The sequence below is a fragment of the Halomonas sp. FeN2 genome, from assembly GCF_020595105.1.
GTDB classification, from domain to species: Bacteria; Pseudomonadota; Gammaproteobacteria; order Pseudomonadales; family Halomonadaceae; genus Vreelandella; species Vreelandella neptunia.
Genome location: NZ_CP074200.1, coordinates 755,025 through 776,604, shown reverse-complemented (window position 1 = coordinate 776,604; position 21,580 = coordinate 755,025). Strand labels below are relative to the sequence as shown.

15 protein-coding genes are annotated in these 21,580 nt (G+C 52.2%); 13 read left to right on the top strand and 2 right to left on the bottom strand.

Going from position 1 to position 21,580, the window contains the following annotated elements:
• Window positions 1-48: 48 nt before the first annotated feature.
• Genes KF947_RS03615 through KF947_RS03590 form a run of 6 tightly spaced genes read left to right on the top strand, consistent with a single transcriptional unit; the run spans window position 49 to window position 11,596 of the window.
• A complete protein-coding gene (locus tag KF947_RS03615) occupies window positions 49-564 on the top strand; it encodes a hypothetical protein (RefSeq protein WP_227405468.1) in 516 nt (171 codons plus the stop codon).
• Window positions 561-1,343, top strand: a complete 783-nt coding sequence (gene bcsQ, locus KF947_RS03610; protein WP_133732816.1) for a cellulose biosynthesis protein BcsQ — start codon at window positions 561-563, stop codon at window positions 1,341-1,343. Before KF947_RS03615 ends, bcsQ begins: the two co-directional genes overlap by 4 nt.
• A 1-nt stretch (window position 1,344) precedes the next feature.
• Complete coding sequence (bcsA, locus tag KF947_RS03605; protein WP_227405467.1) at window positions 1,345-5,883, top strand: UDP-forming cellulose synthase catalytic subunit; 4,539 nt, start codon at window positions 1,345-1,347, stop codon at window positions 5,881-5,883.
• Between the two features lie 25 nt (window positions 5,884-5,908).
• Window positions 5,909-10,066 (top strand): cellulose biosynthesis protein BcsC, encoded by a 4,158-nt coding sequence (locus KF947_RS03600; protein ID WP_227405466.1) that lies wholly within the window; start codon window positions 5,909-5,911, stop codon window positions 10,064-10,066.
• Complete coding sequence (gene bcsD / locus KF947_RS03595; protein WP_133732813.1) at window positions 10,059-10,541, top strand: cellulose biosynthesis protein BcsD; 483 nt, start codon at window positions 10,059-10,061, stop codon at window positions 10,539-10,541. The genes KF947_RS03600 and bcsD overlap by 8 nt, the downstream gene beginning before the upstream one ends.
• Before the next feature lie 29 nt (window positions 10,542-10,570).
• Window positions 10,571-11,596, top strand: a complete 1,026-nt coding sequence (locus tag KF947_RS03590) for a glycosyl hydrolase family 8 (protein ID WP_133732812.1) — start codon at window positions 10,571-10,573, stop codon at window positions 11,594-11,596.
• A 104-nt stretch (window positions 11,597-11,700) separates the two neighbouring features.
• Here the strand turns inward: KF947_RS03590 and KF947_RS03585 are convergent, their stop codons facing one another.
• Window positions 11,701-12,369: an arylesterase gene (locus KF947_RS03585; RefSeq protein WP_227405465.1), complete on the bottom strand. Its 669-nt coding sequence runs from the start codon at window positions 12,367-12,369 to the stop codon at window positions 11,701-11,703.
• Between the two features lie 61 nt (window positions 12,370-12,430).
• Here KF947_RS03585 and KF947_RS03580 point away from each other — a divergent pair, with 61 nt between their 5' ends.
• The 4 genes from KF947_RS03580 (at window position 12,431) to KF947_RS03565 (ending at window position 18,069) form a co-directional block, all read left to right on the top strand.
• Window positions 12,431-13,231: an ABC transporter ATP-binding protein gene (locus tag KF947_RS03580; RefSeq protein ID WP_227405464.1), complete on the top strand. Its 801-nt coding sequence runs from the start codon at window positions 12,431-12,433 to the stop codon at window positions 13,229-13,231.
• On the top strand, window positions 13,228-15,819 hold the full coding sequence (locus KF947_RS03575) for an ABC transporter permease (RefSeq protein ID WP_227405463.1): 2,592 nt from the start codon (window positions 13,228-13,230) through the stop codon (window positions 15,817-15,819). Before KF947_RS03580 ends, KF947_RS03575 begins: the two co-directional genes overlap by 4 nt.
• Before the next feature lie 301 nt (window positions 15,820-16,120).
• Window positions 16,121-17,023 carry an alpha/beta fold hydrolase gene (locus KF947_RS03570; RefSeq protein WP_227405462.1) on the top strand — a complete coding sequence of 301 codons (903 nt, stop codon included), beginning with the start codon at window positions 16,121-16,123 and terminating at the stop codon, window positions 17,021-17,023.
• 14 nt (window positions 17,024-17,037) lie between these two features.
• Window positions 17,038-18,069, top strand: coding sequence for a patatin-like phospholipase family protein (locus KF947_RS03565; protein WP_133732808.1), 1,032 nt, complete (start codon window positions 17,038-17,040; stop codon window positions 18,067-18,069).
• A gap of 4 nt (window positions 18,070-18,073) precedes the next feature.
• Here KF947_RS03565 and KF947_RS03560 read toward each other — a convergent pair whose 3' ends face one another.
• Complete coding sequence (locus KF947_RS03560; protein WP_133732807.1) at window positions 18,074-18,643, bottom strand: Smr/MutS family protein; 570 nt, start codon at window positions 18,641-18,643, stop codon at window positions 18,074-18,076.
• A gap of 175 nt (window positions 18,644-18,818) precedes the next feature.
• Between KF947_RS03560 and prmB the strand changes: the two genes are divergently transcribed.
• The 3 genes from prmB to KF947_RS03545 all read left to right on the top strand — a co-directional run bounded on the left by prmB (window position 18,819) and on the right by KF947_RS03545 (window position 21,483).
• Entirely contained in the window at window positions 18,819-19,778 is a 960-nt protein-coding gene (prmB, locus tag KF947_RS03555) for a 50S ribosomal protein L3 N(5)-glutamine methyltransferase (protein ID WP_227405461.1), read from the top strand.
• 13 nt (window positions 19,779-19,791) lie between these two features.
• Entirely contained in the window at window positions 19,792-20,883 is a 1,092-nt protein-coding gene (gene aroC / locus KF947_RS03550) for a chorismate synthase (protein WP_133732805.1), read from the top strand.
• Between the two features lie 90 nt (window positions 20,884-20,973).
• Window positions 20,974-21,483: a hypothetical protein gene (locus tag KF947_RS03545; RefSeq protein ID WP_133732804.1), complete on the top strand. Its 510-nt coding sequence runs from the start codon at window positions 20,974-20,976 to the stop codon at window positions 21,481-21,483.
• The last annotated feature ends 97 nt before the right edge of the window (window positions 21,484-21,580 follow it).

The window sequence follows — 21,580 nt, the reverse complement described above, 5'->3', positions numbered from 1 at the left end:
TAATTGCCGTTGTCATAGCAGCTACCCCTGGTTTTTAGGATGAAAAAAATGCGTAAAGATAATGACATTGAGGCGTTGAAACGCCAGTCATCCAGCGAATTTGACTATCAAAATTTCTCGACAGATAAAAGAAGTTCTGGCAACAAACAGCGCTGGAAGCTTCTTGAAGGTGTTGCTAACTGTTCACCTGGGGGGAGGAAGTCGCATGTAAGGAAATCAGGTGAGTTCTCCCCTGCAGATGCCCCCGATTCTGAAGAAACTCCGAGACTGATTCCACAAGCATCTGCTCCTAAGCAAGAGAAAACTGTCCCTGTTTCACACATCAATGGCCAAGCGCGTGAATATAGGATCGAGGAGAGCTCTCGGACTATCCCAGTGCCACCTAGTGAGAGAGGCGTGGGGGCTTCTAAACCAGTTCTTCGAACATCTTCGCCTGATAAAACGTCAACGAGCCAACCTGCTTCTTTTGGAAACCTTTTCAAAGGCTATACCGAGAACAGCCAAGACGTTGAAAATTCTCCTCAAACATCTTTAAAAGCGCTGCTAAGGCAAATTGACTCATGACACTGATTTGTATGACATCTCCGAAAGGCGGGGTCGGTAAAACGACGCTAACAGCCAATCTGGCCTATACATTTCAACGTCAGGGTAAGCATGTCACCGTCATCGATTTTGACAGTCAAGATGCACTCAAATTGCACTTTGGTCTGTCATTCGATGACACCGATGGCGTCGTTACTGAAGGGCCACAGTACTCCAGTTGGGATAACCTAATCGTAACAACTGATAGTGGTATTGATTTATTGCCCTATGGGCGAACCAACCGCAAAGAACGGCTTAATTTCGAGAAGTATTTGGCAGATTCCAGACAGTTAGAGGAAGCGCTACGTCCCTATTACCAAGGTGAAGATAGAGTACTACTGGTTGATTTGCCACCAGGCCACTCGGTATCACTTGACGCTATCTCAAGATTGCAGCCTATTTTTGTAACGGTATTAATGGCAGATAGTTCATCCGTTGCAGTATTACCGACCATCGAAAATGGTGATTTTTTCCCTGTTGAGGTAGAAAGCGATATTTACTTTGTGGTTAACCAGTTGGATCTGCGTCAACGTTTAAGTGTTGACGTCTATGATTTGCTGAAGAGCCGATTAGGGCCTCTCTTGTTAGGTGCTATTCATCGAGATGCCGCCGTACCTGAGGCGCTTGCAGCTCAAACCTCTATTTTCCAGCACGCGTATTCGTCGTCGGTTGTCAGCGATTTAGAGCAGATTGTGGACAACCTGGCAAGAGTAACGCTAAACGCGGATGCACGTTTTAGCAGCCCAGAAAGGAGCATTTAAGATGAAAGGTGCTTTTTACAAACTCTGGGTTGGCTTTTTTGTTCTTCTTTATAGCGTTGTTTTTATTATCGTCATCGCCACACCTATGAGCCTAGCTAATCAATGGGTATTTGGTGGTGTCACCGTTTTGCTACTTATTTGCATGGGGCAAACGACTTCAAGGCGCGTGCGTTTGGCAATGGTACTGCTGACTGCCATTACCTCAACACGGTATATGTACTGGCGTGTCACTGAAACGCTTGTAACTGAAGGAATAGCGGAAACAATTTTTAGTACAGGTTTGTTAGCAGCAGAGTGTTATGCATGGCTGGTTTTAATTATCAGCTTCTTCCAAGTGGTAAGGCCTTTTGAAAGGAAGATTGTTCCATTGCCGGACGATACTTCTCTTTGGCCCACTGTTGACGTCTATATACCCACATACAACGAAAGTATGGAGGTGGTGAGAGACACCGTATTAGCGGCACAAAACCTTGATTACCCGAGTGACAAGCTAAATGTTTACCTGTTAGACGACGGCAAAAGGGCGGAATTCGGAGCATTTGCTTCACGAGCAGGTGTCGGCTATATAACACGCGATGACAATAAACATGCTAAAGCAGGCAATTTGAATAATGCGCTTAAGAAAACAAAGGGCGAATTAATTTGCATTTTTGACTGCGACCATGTCACCACCAGGGTGTTTTTACAAGCAACAGTAGGTGCTTTTTTAGATGATAAGGATTTAGCTCTTATCCAGACGCCTCACCATTTTTATTCTCCTGACCCTTTTGAGCGAAACTTGGTTAGTGGGCGTGATGTGCCTCATGAAGGCAACCTCTTTTATGGTGCAGTACAGAAAGGCAATGATTATTGGAACGCCACTTTCTTCTGTGGTTCCTGTGCGGTTATTCGCCGAACTGCGCTGGAGCAAACCGAGGGGTTTGCAGTAGAAACAGTCACCGAGGATGCTCATACTGCTTTAAAACTACAGCGTAAAGGTTGGTCTACGGCTTATTTAGGCATTCCGATGGCTGCGGGCTTGGCAACCGAACGGCTATCACTGCACATCGTACAGAGGGCGCGTTGGGCCAGAGGCATGACGCAAATAATGCGGATGGACAATCCCTTGCTCGGTAGTGGGCTTACCTTCGCTCAGCGTTTATGTTATCTGAACGCCATGCTCCATTTTCAGTTTCCTCTAGCACGCTTTGTTTTTTTGACTGCACCATTAGCTTACCTGCTATTTGGACTCGATATAATTGAAGCCTCGCCCCAAGCAGTAGCAGCTTATGTGGCTCCGCACTTGTTTGGTGTTGTGTATACCAATGCTAAGCTTGTAGGTCGTTACCGCTATACCTTTTGGAATGAAATTTATGAAACAGTGCTTACGTTTCATCTGCTTAAGCCTACTCTGGTAACGCTGTTTGACCCAAAACGAGGTAAATTTGACGTAACTGATAAGGGTGGCAAGCTTGACCATAGTTTCTTTGACTTTAATGTGCTCAAACCGCACCTCTTTGTTTTAGCTCTACTCCTGGCTGGCGTTATATGGGGTACCATTCGTCTGTTTTGGTTTAACACGGACGATGAGCAACTAAGTGTGCTGTTGTTTAACGTAATATGGGCCTCTTTCAGTGCTCTCTTTTTATTGGCCGCAGTTGCCGTAGGGAGCGAGCAAAAGCAAGTCAGGGAGTATGTTCGAATCGATCTGAAGCGACCTGCTGTGATCCATTTGGAGGGTGAATATACCTTTAGTACTTCAACTCAGAATCTCTCGATGGGAGGTATTCAAGTTGAAACACCTACCGACCTTCCTGCTGATCTCAATATTGATTATATAGAAATGTCTTTCGATAATCGGCCAATGCTTTTTCCGGTTGACTTGATAATGCGTGACAAAAAGTATATCCGCCTACAGTTCCGTGACTTAGATGTAAGTCAAAGGAGAGAGCTAGTTAGATTAGTGATGGGTAGAGCCGATGCGTGGTTAGAAAAAAGAGAGGTTCCTGTTGACAAACCTATTCGCTCAATTATTACCGTAGTGCGAGCTGTTGCTGGCTTATTCTTTAAGCGTTGGAAAGAAAAAACGCTATTTAGTGGTGGCAGTAGCCAACCCTCTCCTTCGGTTAAAAACACTAGTGTCGAAACGACGGCAGTAGCCACAACGAAAGGTACATGGCTGTGGCGAGCACTTTTCGTCTCCTTGCTTGTAGTGGCGATAATTTCTAGCCAGCGAGCTTGGAGTCAAACCCCTGAAGAAAGCAGTTTATCTCTTTCTAACCAAGTCATTGATTCTGAAAAGGGGGCTGAGCAACAGAGGGAGAATAGTAGTCTGCCAAATTCTTTTCTTTCTGAGGCTCTGCCGTCAGTTAGGTTAAATCCAGCGGGTGGATTAAATTTTGATAGCGAAGGTTCGTTTGGACTTGAGTCTCGCGAGCATGTTTTTCCTTTGCGTCACTCTATGTCAGATAATGGCGAAGAAGACCCGGTTAGGGTTCAGGGAAGTGGATCGCAAGTGGGGCTGGATTTTTCGATTAGTAGCAGTGAAGTTGTCACCGATGCGACTCTAAATTTATCAATTCAGTATTCAGATGCCATGCTGGAGGGAGTTAGCCGATTAGATGTTTCTCTTAATGGGGTAGTGATTGATACAATTTCACTGGATCGTTTCAATGCGGATGGTTATGTGGCTGAAATAGAGGTGCCGCCTGAGCAAATCGTAACTTACAACACATTATTATTGAGTCTTGTCGGCCAAACATTATCGCAATGCAATAATGTTCTCAGCGAAGACATATGGGTAGAGATCGAGCCAGAATCTTCACTAAGCGTTAACACGCAAGTACTGCCCCCCATTATCGACCTTTCACGATTCCCAGCTCCTTTTTTTGATGATGCTGATATGGAACGATTACACCTACCCTTTGTGATGCCTGAGACCCCCTCCGAGCCCCTTTTGGCTGCAGCCGGTACAGTGGCTTCACAATTTGGTGTGCTTGCAGATTTTCGCGGCGCGGATTTCCCTGTTCATCATAATCAGCTTCCAGATAGCCATGCTGTTGTGATGGGAACCATAGAGCAGATGCCGTTAGGACTGATACTTCCCGAAGGTATCACGGGACCCACTGTATTGCAGATGCAGCATCCAGAAAATCCTCTCTACCGATTGCTGGTGATAACAGGCCGTAATGACTTGGAGGTAAGAACTTCCTCCCGCTACATAACGCAACGCTATGAAAGCTTGAGTGGACAGCGGATAAGAGCCGAAGAGTTATCTATACCCCCTCGTCAATCTTTCGATGCGCCTAAGTGGCAGTCATTGGATGAGCCCATTTATCTTGAACGGCTTGTGGACGAAGGTACGATGGTCGGTGAGGGCATTCGGCCTTCCCCGCAACATTATAGCTTCCGCTTGCCGCCGCTTTTCGTGTGGGCAGGGGACGATGTCAATCTGCAAGTGAATTACCAATTTCCCGAGGGTGAATGGCTTGATATTGATAATTCCCGCTTAGAAGTCAGTTTAAACGATCAATACATCGAGGGGTTGCCCGTTGAGAAAAATTCCATTGCTTGGGATCTATGGAAGCTGCTGGGAAATGATATTCGCCAGGAGGAAGCCATTCTGGATATTCCCCAAGAGCAGCTTTATGGCAACAATCAACTGAGCTTTTACTTCAACATGGCGGTCCATACGCCTGATGAAGGATGTGATCTTGGCCTGCCTGAACGCATTGAAACACGCATTATGCCCAACTCACATATTGATCTGCGAGAAGCAAAAAAATTCGCCGCATTACCTGAACTCTCATACTGGGTAAGTGCTGGTTACCCATTTACGCAATGGGCTGATTTATCGCAAACATCTTTACTTCTACCTGAAGTGCCGCAGGCAAATGAGATAAGCGCAGCGCTTGGTCTTGTGGGGCGAATGGCGAATGCGACAGGGTATCCAAGCTACGGACTTGATATCCGCAAAGGATTGAACATGAGTAGCGCCTTGATAGATCGCGATCTTCTCGTGGTGGCGCGCGCAGATCACATTGAGCAAAGTGCGCTGAATGAACTGATGGATCCGTTTGCAATTGTTGATGAAACAATAAGTATTGAACCCTCAAATCTATGGCAACGCTTGAAAATATGGGCGAAAGCCGATGTTTCTACCGAGTCGGGCCGAGCGCGTGATGAATTACCCAGTCAGGCGCCCGAACAGGCGTTGCTGGCAACTCGTTCACCACTTAATGACGGTCGCAGTCTGATTTTGGCAACAGGCTTTAGCGATCAGGGCATTCAGCAGTTGACGAGCATCATTGATCAACCAGAAATCAGCCGTCAAACCGTTGGCGATCTAGTCACCATTGATCAGCAGCAGAGCGTTGAAGCCTACCGAGTTGCAGAACGAGATATACGCGGCAACATTAGTTGGAATCGTTTAGTTCGCTGGTATGCGGGGCAATATATTATCCCCGTATTATTACTGATGGTCATCGTCGTGTTGCTTACGGCTGTTGTGCTTCATGGCACATTGAATCGTCGAGAAAAATGGCGCACTCATCGCAAGTGATAAAAGAAAGGGCAGGGGAACCTCCATGCATAATTTATTAAGTACGCTTGCATCAGCAAAGTATAAAAAAAGAGTATTGATTAGTGCATTAGCATGTAGTTTTCCGGGGGGGCTGCTGCTGGCCCAAGAGAACACGTCGAGTGCTTTGGAAGCGCTTTTAAATCAAGCTGACTATTGGCAAGAGAACCAACGCCCTGATCTCGCGAGAGATGCTCTGGAACGCTATCTTGATGGTCGTCCAGATCACCCAGAAGTGCTCTATCGGCTAGCAAGACAAGCGCTGATTAATGATGACGTTGAAGATGCCCAAGAGTGGATTAACCGGCTTGAGCAACTCAATGCAGATGACCCGCGTCTAGCAGACTTAAGGCGTATGGAGCGTGGGCAAAATTTGGATAGTTCGCAGCTTGAGCGGGCCCGACAGCTCGCCCGGAACAATCAGTATCAGGAAGCAGCTACAATTTATCGTGCTCTCTTTGGTGGCCAAACACCCACTCGAGAGTTAGCGGTTGAATACTACCAAACCCTTGCTGGCGCAGGAGATGCTGGCTGGCGGGAAGCCCGCGCTGGACTACAACAGTTTAACGATGATTACGCTGATGATCATGAAATAGAGCTAGCTTTAGGTGAGGTCTTAACTTATCGAGAAGGAACCCGCCGGGAGGGAATCGAAACGTTAGCACGCTTGGCACAAAGCAGTGACTCCAGTGTGGCAGGCCCTGCCCAAGAGGCGTGGAAGCAAGCGTTGATCTGGCTTAGTGCTACGCCAGCTGATGAGCAGCTCTATCAAGCGTATCTAGATAGATTTCCGCAGGATACCAGTGTGGCGGAGCGTTTTGATGAGGCAACTACGCAAACTCGCCGTGGGGCGGGTTATATTGCAATGGAGTCGAACAACACTCGCGATGCTGAGGCCGCATTTCAAGCTGCTTTGGAAGAGGATCCCGACGATGCAGAGGCGAAAGCAGGCTTGGGCATTCTGAGGCTTCGACAACAGCGATTTAATGAAGCACGCACTTTACTGCAAGAAGCCATGGATGAAGCCCCTAGCCGCCGTGATGAATGGATGCCTGCTTTTCAAAATGCCTCTTTCTACGCGCGTTTGACGGAAGCACGTCGTCTAGCCGATGCAAACAACCTTGAGCGTGCGCTATCGCAGGTTCGGCCGTTAACCCAACAAGGTGGTGATGCAGGGCGTTCTGCGCGACTTTTAGAAGCCGATATTTTAAAGCGCCAGCGTCGGCTAGATGCTGCGGAACAAGCATATCGCCGTATTCTTAGTGATTGGAACAACAATGCGGATGCACGTCTAGGACTTGCTCAAGTATTGGCTGAAAAAGGCGATTGGGAAGAGGCGCAGCAGATTGCGCAAAACTTGCCTGCCAGTATGCGCGAACAACTAACAGGCGTAGCCTCAGGACAAGTTAATGAATTACGCAATCGAGCGCAGAATGGCGATGCCTTTGAAGCAGAGACGGCCCTTCGGCAAGCTATTGAATTAGTACCTGGTGACCCTTGGGCTCGCCTTGATTTGGCACGCTTGCTTAAAACCCAGGGCCAAGACGAAGATGCACGCCAAGTAATCTCGGTGTTGGATCGCCCTACCGCTTCAGCCGAACAGCGCTATGCTTATGCCCTGTATGCCTCTGAGAGCGATCAATGGGACGAGGTTCAGCGGACGCTATCCGTCATACCGACCGATGAATTGACCGAACCCATGCGCACTCTGCGTCAGCAGGCTCGCCTACAGCAACCGCTTCAACAGGCAATAGCACAAATAGAGCGGGGCAATCGAGCGGCAGGGATTAATACACTTGAGCGCTTGTACGCCAGTGATAGTGACCTTAATCCACGTCAAGTCGGCCAAATTGCAAGCATGCTCAGTGATGCCGGAGAAACCCGTGAAGCAGCACGCTGGGTAGACAGAGACTTGAGGCAAGGATTCAACCCTGAGTATGCCAGTGCTTACTTAACCCACTCTTTAGTATTAGCTCAAGACGAACGCCCTGCTGAAGCACGTCAATTATTGGATCGCATTAATCAGCAAGCTGATGTTTCTCTATCTAGGGACGACCTAACAAGTGTCGAAACGGGTATCGCAGTCATCGAAGCGGATAGTTTGCGCCGCAGTGGCCAGCTAGCCAGCGCTTACGAAGCTTTGGCCGCTCCTCTACGAGAAAATCCTGATGATGAGGGGCTCCTGCTCGCTATGGGTAGGCTATATGCCGATGGGCAGCGCTATTCCCAAGCCGAGCAAATCTACACTTACGCATTAACGCGCCACCCAGAGAGTGACAGCGCGCTCCAGGGGGCGGTGCAAACGACACTTTCCTCTGGTCGCCCCAAAAAAGCTCAGCAATTACTTGATCGCTATATGACGGGCACAGATACGCCAGAGAAATTGCTGCTGCAGGCGCAGGTTGCAAGAAGCAACGGCGATTCTAACCGGGCACTGGCGCTGCTCACAGAGGCGCGTCAATCCCTTGGAAGTAGCGGAGGGGCGCTGGCTCTATCGTCATCCAATCCATTTGAGGATCGTGCTCGTGGCCGCCAATCAGAGCTTAATGGTCGGCCCAGTTGGCTACCAGGGGGGAGTGGGAGTTACAGCGCTGGTAGCGAAAGAGCAGTGGCGAGTACGCCTAGCGTGAGACAGCAAATCGATAATTTAGCCAGAGAAATTCGCTATGAGCGTGCACCACGTTTAACTGGCGAGTTTGCCTTTAATTTCCGGGATGGTGAGAGTGGTCTTAGCGAACAGAATCGAGTGGAAGCACCGGTGAGTTTCTCTGCTGCTCCGTTTGGCGAAGGGCGTTTTGAAGTGACAATAACGCCGACTTCCATTGATGCAGGTACCCCCTCTGGTAATAGCGTCCAGCGCTTCGGCCGAAGCGCACTAGCCGAAAGTGCAGGAACTTTAAATCAGTCACTGAATGAACTTAGCCCAATTTTGGATCAAATCCAATCGACGGTTACAACCTTTTTTACTGCTCAGGATCGCCTAGCAACAGCACAAGCGAATCCAGACATTCCTGAGTCTGAAATAGCGCGCCTCACCGCTGAGCTTGAAGCGGCCGAGTCAAATTACACCTCGGCGCTGGAGAGAAACCCTGTCTACGAGGCGGGCCTACGTATCGAAGACCTCACCCAAGCTCAGCGCGATGTGTTTGTAGCTTACCTAGGTGAGCAAGGCGTGGATTTTGATAATCTGGCGTTGAATGGAGAATCGGCGGACAGCTTTGCTAATAGTCGTGAGTTGATTGAAACTTCACTCGCAGGGATTCAATCGCGTCTTCAAAGTGCGTCGCGAGTAGCGCGGCCTGGCAGTCAGCGTGAGTCAGGTGCCGCTCTAGCATTAGGATACCAACACGGCGATGTGAAAATTGATGTAGGCAGTACTCCGTTAGGCTTTGATGAAACGAATATTGTTGGTGGAATCAACTGGACTCCCAATATCACAGAGAATACTTCGTTGTCATTGACTGCTGGAAGGAGAGCCGTTAAAGACAGCGTTCTTTCCTACGCTGGTGCTTATGATGCCCAAACAGGTGATACCTGGGGTGGGGTCGTCAGTACGGGGGGACGGCTGGGTATCAACTACGACACCTCTAATGGTGGGCTCTACGCTAATGCAGGTATGTACGAGTATACGGGGGATAACGTGGCTGATAATACCGCATACGATCTATCCCTTGGCGGTTACCTGCGTCCGATCAATAATGAGCGGCGTCAATTGCAAACTGGCGTTAACGTAACCGCGATGGCCTATGATAAAGATTTAAGTCACTTCACCTATGGCCATGGGGGGTACTTCAGTCCTCAGGACTACGTGAGTATCTCCTTCCCTTTGCGCTATCAAGAGAATGTCTCTGAAGATCTATCCTGGGCAGCCCAGGTATCACCCGGTTACCAAAGCTATAGCACCGATGATATTGACTACTTTCCAACCGATCCAGCCTCTCAAGAGCTGTTAGATATTTTCTCAACACTTGGCGCAACCCCCGAATCACGTTACTCAGGTGAAAGTGTGAGTGGGGCGGGTGTATCCGTATCAGGTGAAGTGAAATACAACATGACACCCGAACTGTCGTTAGGTGGACGGGTAGGCTTCAACAGTTTTGGAGACTACAAAGATACGTCCGCTGCGATGTTTATGAATTATACCTTTGGAGGTGGTAGTGACTAACCCAAACGTCGATACACAAACGTACCTTGCCTACTACACGCAAGATCACTGTAGTCCACAGTGGCAGCGTTTTTTAACTCTCATGTTCGATGAGCTATTGACCCAAGCTGACCACGAAGGGGCCACAGGCTTTTTACGCCACATCGGCAGTCGTTTAGCGGCGGAATGGCCTCTTGGCGAATACGACACCCTTGAAGCATTAGAGCGTTCGGTTAATGATGCTCTAAGACAGCTAGATTGGGGGTGGGTAGCCATAAGGCCACAGGATAATCACTTAGTCATTCAGCATTATGCTTTTCCGATCCCCAGTACATCAGAAACCTCATTGGAGCAAAGCTTTCAAGCCGTTTCTGCTGTGTTAGAAGGCGTATATTCGACGTGGATCAACGAGCAGGGAGGAAGTGAAAAAACGCCGTTGCGGTGTGTTGATACAAACGTCACACTACGCTCGTTGACCTTCCATTATGGTCGGTAATATCGGTGTTTATTTGAGGGAACATAGCGATGAAGACAATACCGTCCCGTGTTATAGCGGTTTTAACACTCGTAGCAGGACTCTGCGGTATTGTCACTGCTAGTGCAGACGAAAGAAGGGTGGATCGTGCATGGGAGGCATATGTTGATCGTTTTATAACCGATGAAGGCAGAGTTATCGATACTGGTAATGGCAATATTAGCCATTCAGAAGGTCAAGGGTGGGGCATGATGCTAGCGCAGCATTATGGCGATCAGCAGACTTTCCATAAGCTTTGGCAGTGGACCCGTCAGCAATTGGGACGGCAGGATGTATCGCTTTTCTCATGGCGATATGACCCCAGCAAAACACCACCCGTGCGTGACAATAATAACGCCTCAGACGGCGATTTGTTCATCGCCTGGGCGTTATATCTGGCCGCTGAGCAGTGGGATAATCGAAACTACGCCAACGCGTCGAGCAGTATCCGGCGTGCTATCGTGGATGAGCTAGTCACCGATATGGCTGGTTATACAGTGCTGCTGCCTGGGATTGAGGGGTTTAAACACAGCGATACGGCTGACCTCAATCTTTCCTATTGGTTTGTTCCCGCTATGCAGGACTTTGCTGAGATGGCACCTGAAGAACCCTGGCAAGCATTGATTGATGATGGAGTCTCTTTGTTAGACGAAACCACTTTTGGCCGCTATAGATTACCCACTGATTGGGTAACGCTGACTGCGGATGGTGTCGTCTCTCCAGCAGAAGAGTGGGAACCGCGTTTTAGCTTTGATGCTGTACGTATTCCGCTCTATTTTGCTTGGGGAGGGCGTGATGAGGGTGCAAGTATTGGTAGTATAACGGCCTTTTGGAATGATCCTGCCTATCAGCCCGCTTCCGCATGGATAAACGTTACTACCGATGAGCGAGCAGAGTACCCCATATCGCGTGGTGTGAGAGCGATCAATGCGTTTGCGAATAACCAAGCCTTACCTGATCCTGTTCCAAAGGAAGAAGATGACTATTATTCCGCCACGTTGCTGTTGTTGACGCATATGGCAGATGATATGCGCTAAAGCGAACGTTTGGTTTTTATGGTACACCGCTGCAGTGCTGCAGCGGATGCCTAACTTAATAGTGATACTTGAAGTATGCAGGCCAATGAAGCTATTGGTAAATGTTATGGGAGTAACGGTTCTAACGCTTCCCATACATTATCGAGAATAATTGGCTGTGCATCGGCGGTAGGGTGAATGCCGTCGCTCTGCATTAGTGCGTCGTTCAGGGCAATATCTTCCAATAAAAAAGGCACTAGGGAAACGTCATACTCCTCCGCCAGCGAATGGAAAACTCCGGTGAAGGCGTCTCGGTACGCTTGGCCATAGTTAGGCGGGATATCGATCCCTAGCAGCAGCACCTGAGCTCCAGCGTCTTGGCTCTGCTCAATCATACTGGCTAGGTTTGCCTGCATTTGGTCAGGTGATAAGCCGCGTAGACCATCATTGCCACCTAGTTCGATGAGAACAATATCCGGCTGCCGCTGTCCGATAAGGTCAGTAAACCTTTGTAATCCGCCGGACGTCGTTTCACCACTAATGCTGGCGTTAATGACTTGGGCATCACCTTCCAAGCGTTCTGCCAGTAGGTTCACCCAGCCCTCATCACGCTCTATGCCGTAAGCGGCGCTTAAGCTATCACCCATTACCAGCAGGGTGGGGTTCGGGTTTGTGTCTGCGTTGACAGGCTCTGCGTTGATAGACGATGAGGCAAAGGTGACTATCAGCAGCACCAGCCATCCGGTTACCATGCGGTTCAGTCCATGCCATGCCATAGGGATGCCACGCTTCATGTCTTATTCCTCAAGTTCAAGCTCCTCAGATAAAGCTGCCAATGCTGCTACGGATATATCCATGTCGAGCGAGGCACTTCAAAGTGAGCGCCAAGCTTCTACCGACAATCAAGCGGTAGCTGATGTTCCCCAGGGCGCTGTTAGGCAACCCGTGTTGCACGCTGACAAACTGTCTAAAAAAGTCACCAGCGGTGAACGCTCTCTCACCATCTTACACGACCTGTCGCTGAGCGTAGCAGCGGGAGAGAGTGTAGCGATTCTGGGTAAAAGCGGCGCTGGGAAATCAACGCTACTAGGCTTGCTGGCGGGTCTTGATACGCCAAGCGACGGTGAGCTAACGCTGTTTGGCCACGCATTAAGCCGTTTGGATGAAGATGGGCGAGCAGCGTTGCGTGCCGGGCGAGTAGGCTTTGTGTTCCAGAACTTTCAACTGCTGCCCACTTTGAGCGCGCTCGAAAACGTCATGTTACCCCTTGAGTTGTCGCCCCGCGCAGGGGAAACGCAAACCGCTGCTCAATGGTTGGAGCGTGTAGGGCTTGGTGAGCGAGTGAATCACTTACCCAAACAGCTTTCTGGTGGCGAACAGCAGCGCGTTGCCGTGGCCCGTGCCTTTGTTACCGACCCCGAGCTGGTATTTGCCGATGAGCCCACCGGCAACCTGGATCCGGATACCGGTGAGCAAGTCATTGATCTTCTCTTCCAGCTCAATCGTGAGGCGGGCACTACGCTTATTCTGGTTACCCACGACCACGCCTTGGCTCGGCGCTGTGATCGCTGCTTGCGATTAGATCATGGCAAGCTAGAAGCCGTACTTGAAAACATCGTGCCAGCCGCCGCTTCGATTGATGAGGGCGCGCAATGAGTGATGTGAATTGGCGTTTGGCGATGCGCAGTCTCAAGCGAGATCTGCGCGCTGCTGATGTTCGTGCGCTATTTATTGCCCTGGTTTTGGCTGTTGCAGCTTCCACCATGATTGCGTTTTTTCTTGATCGGTTAGAGCGCGGTCTGGAGCGCCAGGCAGGGCAGATGTTGGGCGGTGATCTGGTGCTAGAGCAGCGTGATCCTTTTTCAACGGAGCTGAGAGAGCGCTTGGAGAACGCTGGTTTTGTGCTTAGCGACCAAGTGGACTTGGTGTCGATGATTAGCCGCGATGGGCGCTTTCAGCCTGCCAGCTTAAAAGCCGTGGATGAAGCCTACCCACACTACGGTGTCTCCTACGTAGATTTTGGCGATGGTACCGAGCAAATTGCCTCTGGTCCGCCGCCAGGGGAGGCGTGGGCTGACCCTCGCCTCATGGAGCTGGTCGAAATCGAGCTGGGTGACCGAGTACAGGTGGGACAAACCGAGCTGGCCGTAACGGGGATCATCGAGCGTGAAGCGGATCAGTCCGGCGGTTTTAGTAATTTTAACCCGCGTTTGATGCTCAATACGGCGGATGTCGAGGCGACCGGCCTGGTTCAAGAAGGCTCGCGGATTGAGTTTGAAATTCTAGCCGCAGGCCCGCCAGAAGCGCTTGATCAAGTGCAAGGTCTGCTTGCCGAGCTACGTCGCAACGGGGTAGAAGTGCGAGATGTTCGCGTTGACCGTCCCCAGCTTGGTAATGCGTTACAGCGTGCGGAAAGCTACCTGGGGTTAGCAGGGTTAGCGGCGGTATTGCTGGCGGGTGTGGCCGTGGCAATGTCTACCCGGCGCTATGTCGAGCGCCATTTGGATACCGCTGCGCTATTGCGCTGTTTTGGTGCCAGCCAGCGCCAGTTAGTGACAATTTTTACTCTTCAGTTACTCGGCTTGGCAATGGTCGCGGCTGTCATTGGAGCACTGCTTGGCCTTCTTGGCCAAGCGGTGCTGATTTGGCTGTTAGTGAGTTTTCTACCCATGACACTTCCGCCACCGGGGCTGATGCCACTGGGGTTGGGGGTCTTCACCGCGCTTGCCGTGCTGGTTGGGTTCGCCGGACCAACACTGTTGCGTATCAAGCAAGTCAGCGCACTAAAAGTACTGCGTCGTGAGCTTGATCCACTGCCGCCATCGGCCTGGCTGGTCGTCGGCGTAGCGAGTATCGTGTTTGGTGGATTGCTTTGGCTCTACTCGGGTAGCCTGCCGCTGGCGGTTGGACTATTGATCGGCGGTGCGCTGCTACTTGGCGTGCTGTGGATAATTAGTGCCTTATTACTGAGCGGCTTACTGCGTGTGGTACAGCGGTTCTCAGGGCGCAGTGAGTGGTCACAGGCGCTGCGTTTAGGTGGGCGCCAATTGGCTCGTCGGCGACAAGCGGGCCTAGGGCAGTTGTTGGCCTTTTCGGTGACCTTCTTTGCCATGGCGATGATTGTCTTAGTGCGTGGCGACTTGCTAAGCACCTGGCAGGATCAGCTGCCTGAAAATACGCCCAACTACTTTGCCATCAATATTCAGCCTTCCGAGCGTGACCCCTTTGAAGCGGCGGTATCGCCGCGGGTGGAAACCCAAAGCACCCTTTACCCAATGGTGCGAGGGCGAGTGATCGCGATTAATGATCAGCCGCCTCGAGACGCCGTGCCGCCGGATGCCCGTGGCGACAACTCACTGCGCCGCGAGCTCAACCTCACTTGGCAATCTGAAGTGCCAGAAGGCAACCAAGTGGTGGCTGGGGAGTGGTTCACACCAATGCAGCTGGGCATTAACGCCACTGGTGAGAACCGCGAGGAAAGCCAAGGCTGGATGAACGCCGTGGAGGCAACACCACAGTCGGCGCCGATCCCCATTTCTATGGAGGATGGGCTTGCCGAAAGACTTGGACTAAGCATTGGTGATGAGATGACCTTCTCGGTGGGTAGCGACGAGATCACTACCCAAATTACCAGCCTGCGCAGCCTGAATTGGGATAGCTTTCAGCCTAATTTCTTCGTTATCTTTCCACCGGGCGTACTGGAGCAGTTTGGCCATAGCTATATTACCGCTTTTCATCTGCCTGAGGCGGAGCAGGGGCTGATTCGTGAGCTAATTACCGACTTCCCGGGCGTCTCGTTGCTTAATGTGGACGCGATTTTAGGGCAGGTGCGGGATGTGCTCGCCCAGGTCACCCGGGCAGTGGAGTTGGTGCTCGCCTTGGTGCTACTAGCAGGGATTAGCGTGCTGTATGCCGCGTTGACCGCAAGCCTCCCGGTGCGTGCCCATGAAAGCGGGCTACTGCGCGTATTTGGCGCAGGCAGCCGGATGATTTCACGGGTACAGGGGGCTGAATATGCGTTGTTGGGCTTTGCCAGTGGTTTGATGGGCGCAGTGCTTGCAGAGCTAACCTCGGCCGTGCTGTATATTTACCTGTTGGATCTCACTCCGCGTTTGCACCTGGGGCTATGGGTCTTTCTCCCCGTTGGCGGGGCGCTTTTGATCGGTGTTATTGGCCATGCGCTTTCGCGGGGTTTACGTCGACAGGCGCCGGCAGCCAGCCTGGGGCTGCTAGGTGAAGCTTAATTCGGTGAGGCTTTGACGACTCATGAATCAGCGGGCCAGCCAAAAGCCGACGACGGTGGCGCTGATGACAGCAACAAAAAAGACCAGATTACGGGCGCGGGTATCACGACGTGGTTTCATAACGGCACCAATGCAGTGTTAAGGACTATGTTAAGTACGATGTTAAGTACGATGTTAAGTACAAGGTTGAAGTAAAATATGCCTAGCATGGTAACGTTTGTCGTCTGCGCCGTCATCTTGCTGATCCAGTGACGCGACCGTTCATTTCGGATCATTAGCTGTTTATTCAGGACTGCTATTTATGCTCCAAAACACTCCGGCGACGCACTGTGTTGCGCCAAAGCCGCTTTCCCTTGCTCAAGGACGCCTAGGGGCGCTGAGCTGGGGGCGTTCTGACGCCCCAACCTGGTTGGCCTTACACGGCTGGCTGGATAATGCAGCCAGCTTTACTCGGTTAGCCCCGCTGTTGGTCGAGGCGTTGGATATTCGTATTGTGGCGTTGGATTTTCGCGGCCACGGCCATTCGGCACACGCGCCACAGGGCGGTGACTATGCCCTATGGGACTATTGCCATGACGTATTGGATGCCATGGAGTCATTGGGACTTGAGCAAACCAGCTTACTGGCCCATTCCATGGGGGCGGCAGTGGCCTGCTTGCTTGCGGCTTCACTACCTGAACGCGTCGAGCGATTAACGCTGATTGATGGGCTTGGTGCCCTCAATACGCCCAGTGAAGAGACCGCCAGTCAGCTGCGCAAGGGGCTGACTGCCTACCGACGGCCGCTGTCACGAGCGCCGCGTTATCCCGATCTCGAGACTGCCGTTGCTGCGCGTGTTGCAGGCGGGGTCACGCCGCTGGATAGCATCACGGCAACACCGCTAGTCGAGCGTAACACCCAGCCTACTGCCGATGGTCATGTACAAATGCGCACCGACAGTCGACTACTGAAGCCGTCCCTGGTGCGTTTTACTCCGCAGCAAGTGCTATCGCTACTGGCGGAAATTAACGCTCCGTTGCTATTGATAGAAGGAGAACAGGGGATTTTGGGTGACCGCCAATGGGCTCAAGAGGCGCGGCAAGCAGTTAAAGGGTTAACCCGCAAGGTGCTCAAGGGAGGGCATCATTTACACTTGGAGCCCAGGGCAGTGTCGCAAGTCGCCTCGGTTATCGGCGCTCACTGGGGTAACACGGGTACTGGCTAGGCAGGAAACATAGCATGAATGAATTGGCTCATTTGAATAGTGGCAACAAGGTCGCACTGGTGCTAGGCAGCGGTGGCGCTCGTGGCTATGCGCACATTGGCGTGATTGAAGCGCTAGAGGCGCGAGGGTTTGAAATTGTGGCGGTATCAGGGTGTTCAATGGGCGCAGTGATTGGCGGTATTTATGCCGCGGGTAAGCTGCCTGAATACCGTGACTGGGTGTGCCAACTCGACTACCTTGATGTGCTCAAACTGGTGGACGTCACCTGGAGTCCAATGGGCGCGATGCGTGCCAGCAAAGTCATGAGCAAACTGGAAGCGCTGGTCGGCGATATCCTGATTGAAGATCTAGCGATCCCCGTCACTACGGTAGCGACAGACCTAGTGCGTCAGCGGGAAGTGTGGTTTCAAAGTGGCCCCTTGCTGCAGGCGATTCGTGCCTCAATGGCCGTACCGGGTGTTATAACCCCGGTTCATCTAGGCGAGCAGGTGCTAGTAGATGGCGGGTTACTAAATCCGCTGCCGATTATGCCCATGGTAGCCGCCCACCAAGCCGACTTTGTGGTAGCGGTTAATGTGACTGCCCATAGCCCTTTGCCGGTGACCTTAGAGGAGTTACTGCCTAAAGAGGAGGAAACAGCCGATAGTCGCACCCAAAGTGAGATCGACCGTGATCAACGTATGGGTAGTTGGATAGGCGATGTTCGTGCCGCAACGCAAAAACTGTGGGCAGGGCTGGGGGCTAATGGCGATGGCGCAAACGGGGAGGGCGATGACGAAGAGCTAGAGGAAACCACTGAAGCGCGTGGTAAGCGCGAGTGGAGCAAGCTCGATATGATTTTGGAGTCATTCGATATTACACAGGCGGCGTTGGCCAAGTATAAGGTGGCGGGTTATCCACCTGATGTACTGATCGAAATACCCAAAACTGTGTGTAGCACTTATGAATTTTACCGGGGCCGAGACTTGATTCGCCTTGGCCGCCATTTGGCAGATGAAGCGCTGGAACGCCGCATGCCTGGTATCGCTTCCGACGCAACCGAGTAGAGGGCTACTGGCCCCGCTTGCGTAGCAATATATAGACTGCTCCGGTACCACCGTCGATATCGATGGCCGAGCAGAACGCCAGCACCCCCGGCCACTCCCGCAGCCAGGTGTTGGTATGGCTTTTGAGCACTGGAAAATCCGAGGTGGTGCCCCACGCTTTGCCGTGCACCACCAGCACACAGCGCAGGCCCTGGCCAGCCGAGTCGCGTAGAAAACTCTCCAGTTCCACCCGGGCCTCCTCCAGCGTATAGCCATGCAAATCAAGCCCCGCCTGCCATGAGGTTTGGCCGCGCTTCAGCTGACTAAACGTACGCCATGGCAAGTCGGGCACGCTGAACTCGAGGTACTCCGAGGGGCGCACGGCTTCCACCCGCCCGTCCGAAGTGCGTCCGCTGGACTGAGGAGCGCTGCTCTCGACCGCCGCGTTACGCCGCGCTTCATGGGCCTGAACGTCGCGCTTGGGTTTGCCAGGGTCGGCCTGATTGGTGGCGATAGGGCGTACCCCCGCCGCCTTCAAGGCGTCGCGGAAGGCACTGATATCGTCATCATTTGGCAGGTGGCGGTGTCGCGTCATGTCAGGCTCGGGTGGCAGAAAAATGGGCTAGCACAGGTGAATCAGTTAAAGAAGCACAGTATAGCGGGCTGAGCGTTGCTGTGAACCGGGCGGCGTGAAAGGTACAATCTTTTATTCGTCATATGGTTCAGGTTCTATTGCCTGCCGCCATGATTATCGTTAACCAGGAGCTGCTGTGACCACGCATTTAAACGTTGAGCATTCTCACTCAACCCTTTCCCTGTCGGAGTCGTTGCTGGTGAGCCAGCTCTTTACGCTACGCGACTATCTGCGCTGGGTCTCCAGCGAGTTTTATCTGGCGGGCCTGCACTACGGCCATGGTACTGACTCTGCCTGGGATGAGGCGGTGGCGCTCTGCTTAGGCGCGCTGCATCTGCCGTGGAATATTGACCCCAGTGTGTTAGAAGCGCGGCTTCTGCCCGTGGAACGCCAGCGGATTATTGCTCTGGCGCGGGAGCGTGTTACCACCCGCCGTCCGCTGCCTTACCTGCTCGGCGAAAGTTTTTTTGCCGGTCACCCGTTTAGCGTTGATGAGCGCGTGCTGATTCCGCGCTCGCCGATTGCCGAGCTGATTGAAGATGGCTTTGCCGCCTGGTTCCCCGAAGAGCCGCCCGCTAGCGTGCTGGATCTATGCACCGGTTCTGGTTGTATCGGCATTGCTACAGCGCTCTATTTACCCACCTGCGAAGTGGTGCTTGCCGATATCAGCCAGGATGCCCTGGCCGTGGCACGACAAAATATTACCCGCCACGATGTGGGCGACCGGGTACGAGCGGTGGAATCGGATGTATTCAGCGGCTTGGAAGGCCGACGTTTTGATCTTATCGTTTCCAACCCGCCCTATGTGGATGCCCGCGACCTGGCTACTATGCCTGCCGAATTTCGCCATGAGCCATCGCTAGCGCTGGGGGCGGGCAGCGATGGCCTGGATATTGTCCGACGCATACTGCGTGAAGCGCGGGAACACCTAACCGATGAGGGCTGGCTGATCGTAGAAGTCGGCAACTCTGATCGCCATGTGGAAGCGGCGTTTCCCGACGTGCCTTTCCTATGGCTTGAATTCGAGCGTGGCGGCCAGGGCGTGTTTGCCTTGAGCGCCGCTGAACTCGACGCCCATGCGGCGTCTTTCCAGTGAGGAACTAACCGCCATGTCTGGCAATACGTTTGGCAAACTATTTACCGTCACTACTTTCGGTGAGAGCCACGGTCCTGCGCTCGGCGCGATTGTTGATGGCTGCCCGCCTGGGCTACCGTTAAGCGAAGCAGATTTACAGCACGATCTAGATCGCCGCAGACCGGGCAGTTCGCGGCATACCACCCAACGCAAAGAGCCTGATCAGGTGCGCATCCTGTCTGGGGTGTTTGAAGGCAAGACTACCGGTACCTCTATTGGCCTGTTAATCGAAAATACCGACCAGCGCTCCAACGACTACTCAAAAATCAAAGAGCAGTTTCGGCCCGCCCATGCGGATTACACCTATCACCATAAATATGGTCACCGCGACTACCGTGGCGGCGGGCGCTCCAGCGCCCGTGAAACCGCCATGCGAGTGGCGGCTGGGGCGATTGCCAAGAAGTATTTGGCCGCCCAAGGCGTACAGATCCGCGGCTATATGAGCCAGCTAGGCCCGATCAAAATTGATTTCAAGCAGTGGGAGTCGGTGGGCCAAAATGCCTTTTTCTGCCCTGACCCGGAGCGCGTAGCCGAACTGGAAGCCTACATGGATCAGCTGCGTCGCGACCAGGATTCAGTAGGTGCTGAGATCACCGTGATTGCCGAAGGCGTGCCTGTAGGTCTGGGCGAACCGGTGTTTGACCGCCTGGATGCTGATCTGGCGCATGGTTTGATGAGTATTAATGCGGTAAAAGGTGTGGAGATAGGTGCAGGGTTTGGCTGTGTCGCCCAGCGCGGTAGTGAGCACCGTGACGAGATGACCCCAGAAGGCTTTCTCTCCAATCATGCCGGTGGCGTACTCGGTGGTATCTCCAGCGGCCAGCCCATTGTGGCTCGCTTGGCATTAAAACCGACGTCCAGCATCACCACGCCGGGTCGCTCCATCGATATCCATGGACAGGCCGTCGAAGTGATTACCAAAGGGCGTCACGACCCCTGCGTGGGTATTCGTGCAACGCCCATTGCTGAGGCGATGATGGCGATTACGCTGTTGGATCACTGGCTGCGTCATCGCGGACAAAATGGTGAGGTAAGCGTTGATACGCCGCGTTTAACTCAGCGCTAACGCAATACGGTGAGGTTTGCAGTTCGCTGCTACACTCAAACAAAACAAATGCATGACAACTGGTCGTGACAAACAGTGCAGGAGCCGCCTATGAAGATTAACGTTGAGTTTGATCTTACTCCGGATGAATTTCGCCAATCACTGGGCCTGCCGGATGTCGAAGCCTTCCAGAAAAACCTGCTGGAAAATATCCAACGGCAGATGGAGTCTGGGGTAGAGGGCTATGACCCCATGAGTCTTATGCGGCCCTTTCTCCAGCAGCCGATGATGCAGCAAGGGCTATCGCAGGGCTTGTCTGAAGGACTGTCTCAAGGGCTAGCCAACTTCGGCACTTATCAGCAAATGATGCTGGATATGTTGCGCCAAGCGGGTAGCGCCAGCACTAATTCCACTAGTGCGTCCTCGACTAACGCCAGCGGGGCTGAGCAGGGCGGTAACACCAGCACTAAAAGCAGTGCGGCGAGTTCCAGGGCGAACAGTACTAATAATAGTAGTGCTAATAAAAGTGCCGGTAGTGGTGGCAAGGCTAAGTCAACAGCATCGTCGCGTTCTCGTACCGGTTCAAGCACACGTTCAACATCCAAGCGCAGTGATTCATAAATCAGTAACGCTAGTCTGGCAAAAATAGATGGCGAAAAGTGGATTGAAAGCGTTTGGTAAAGAGGGGATGGTCGCTAACGGCGATATGAGAAAGGCA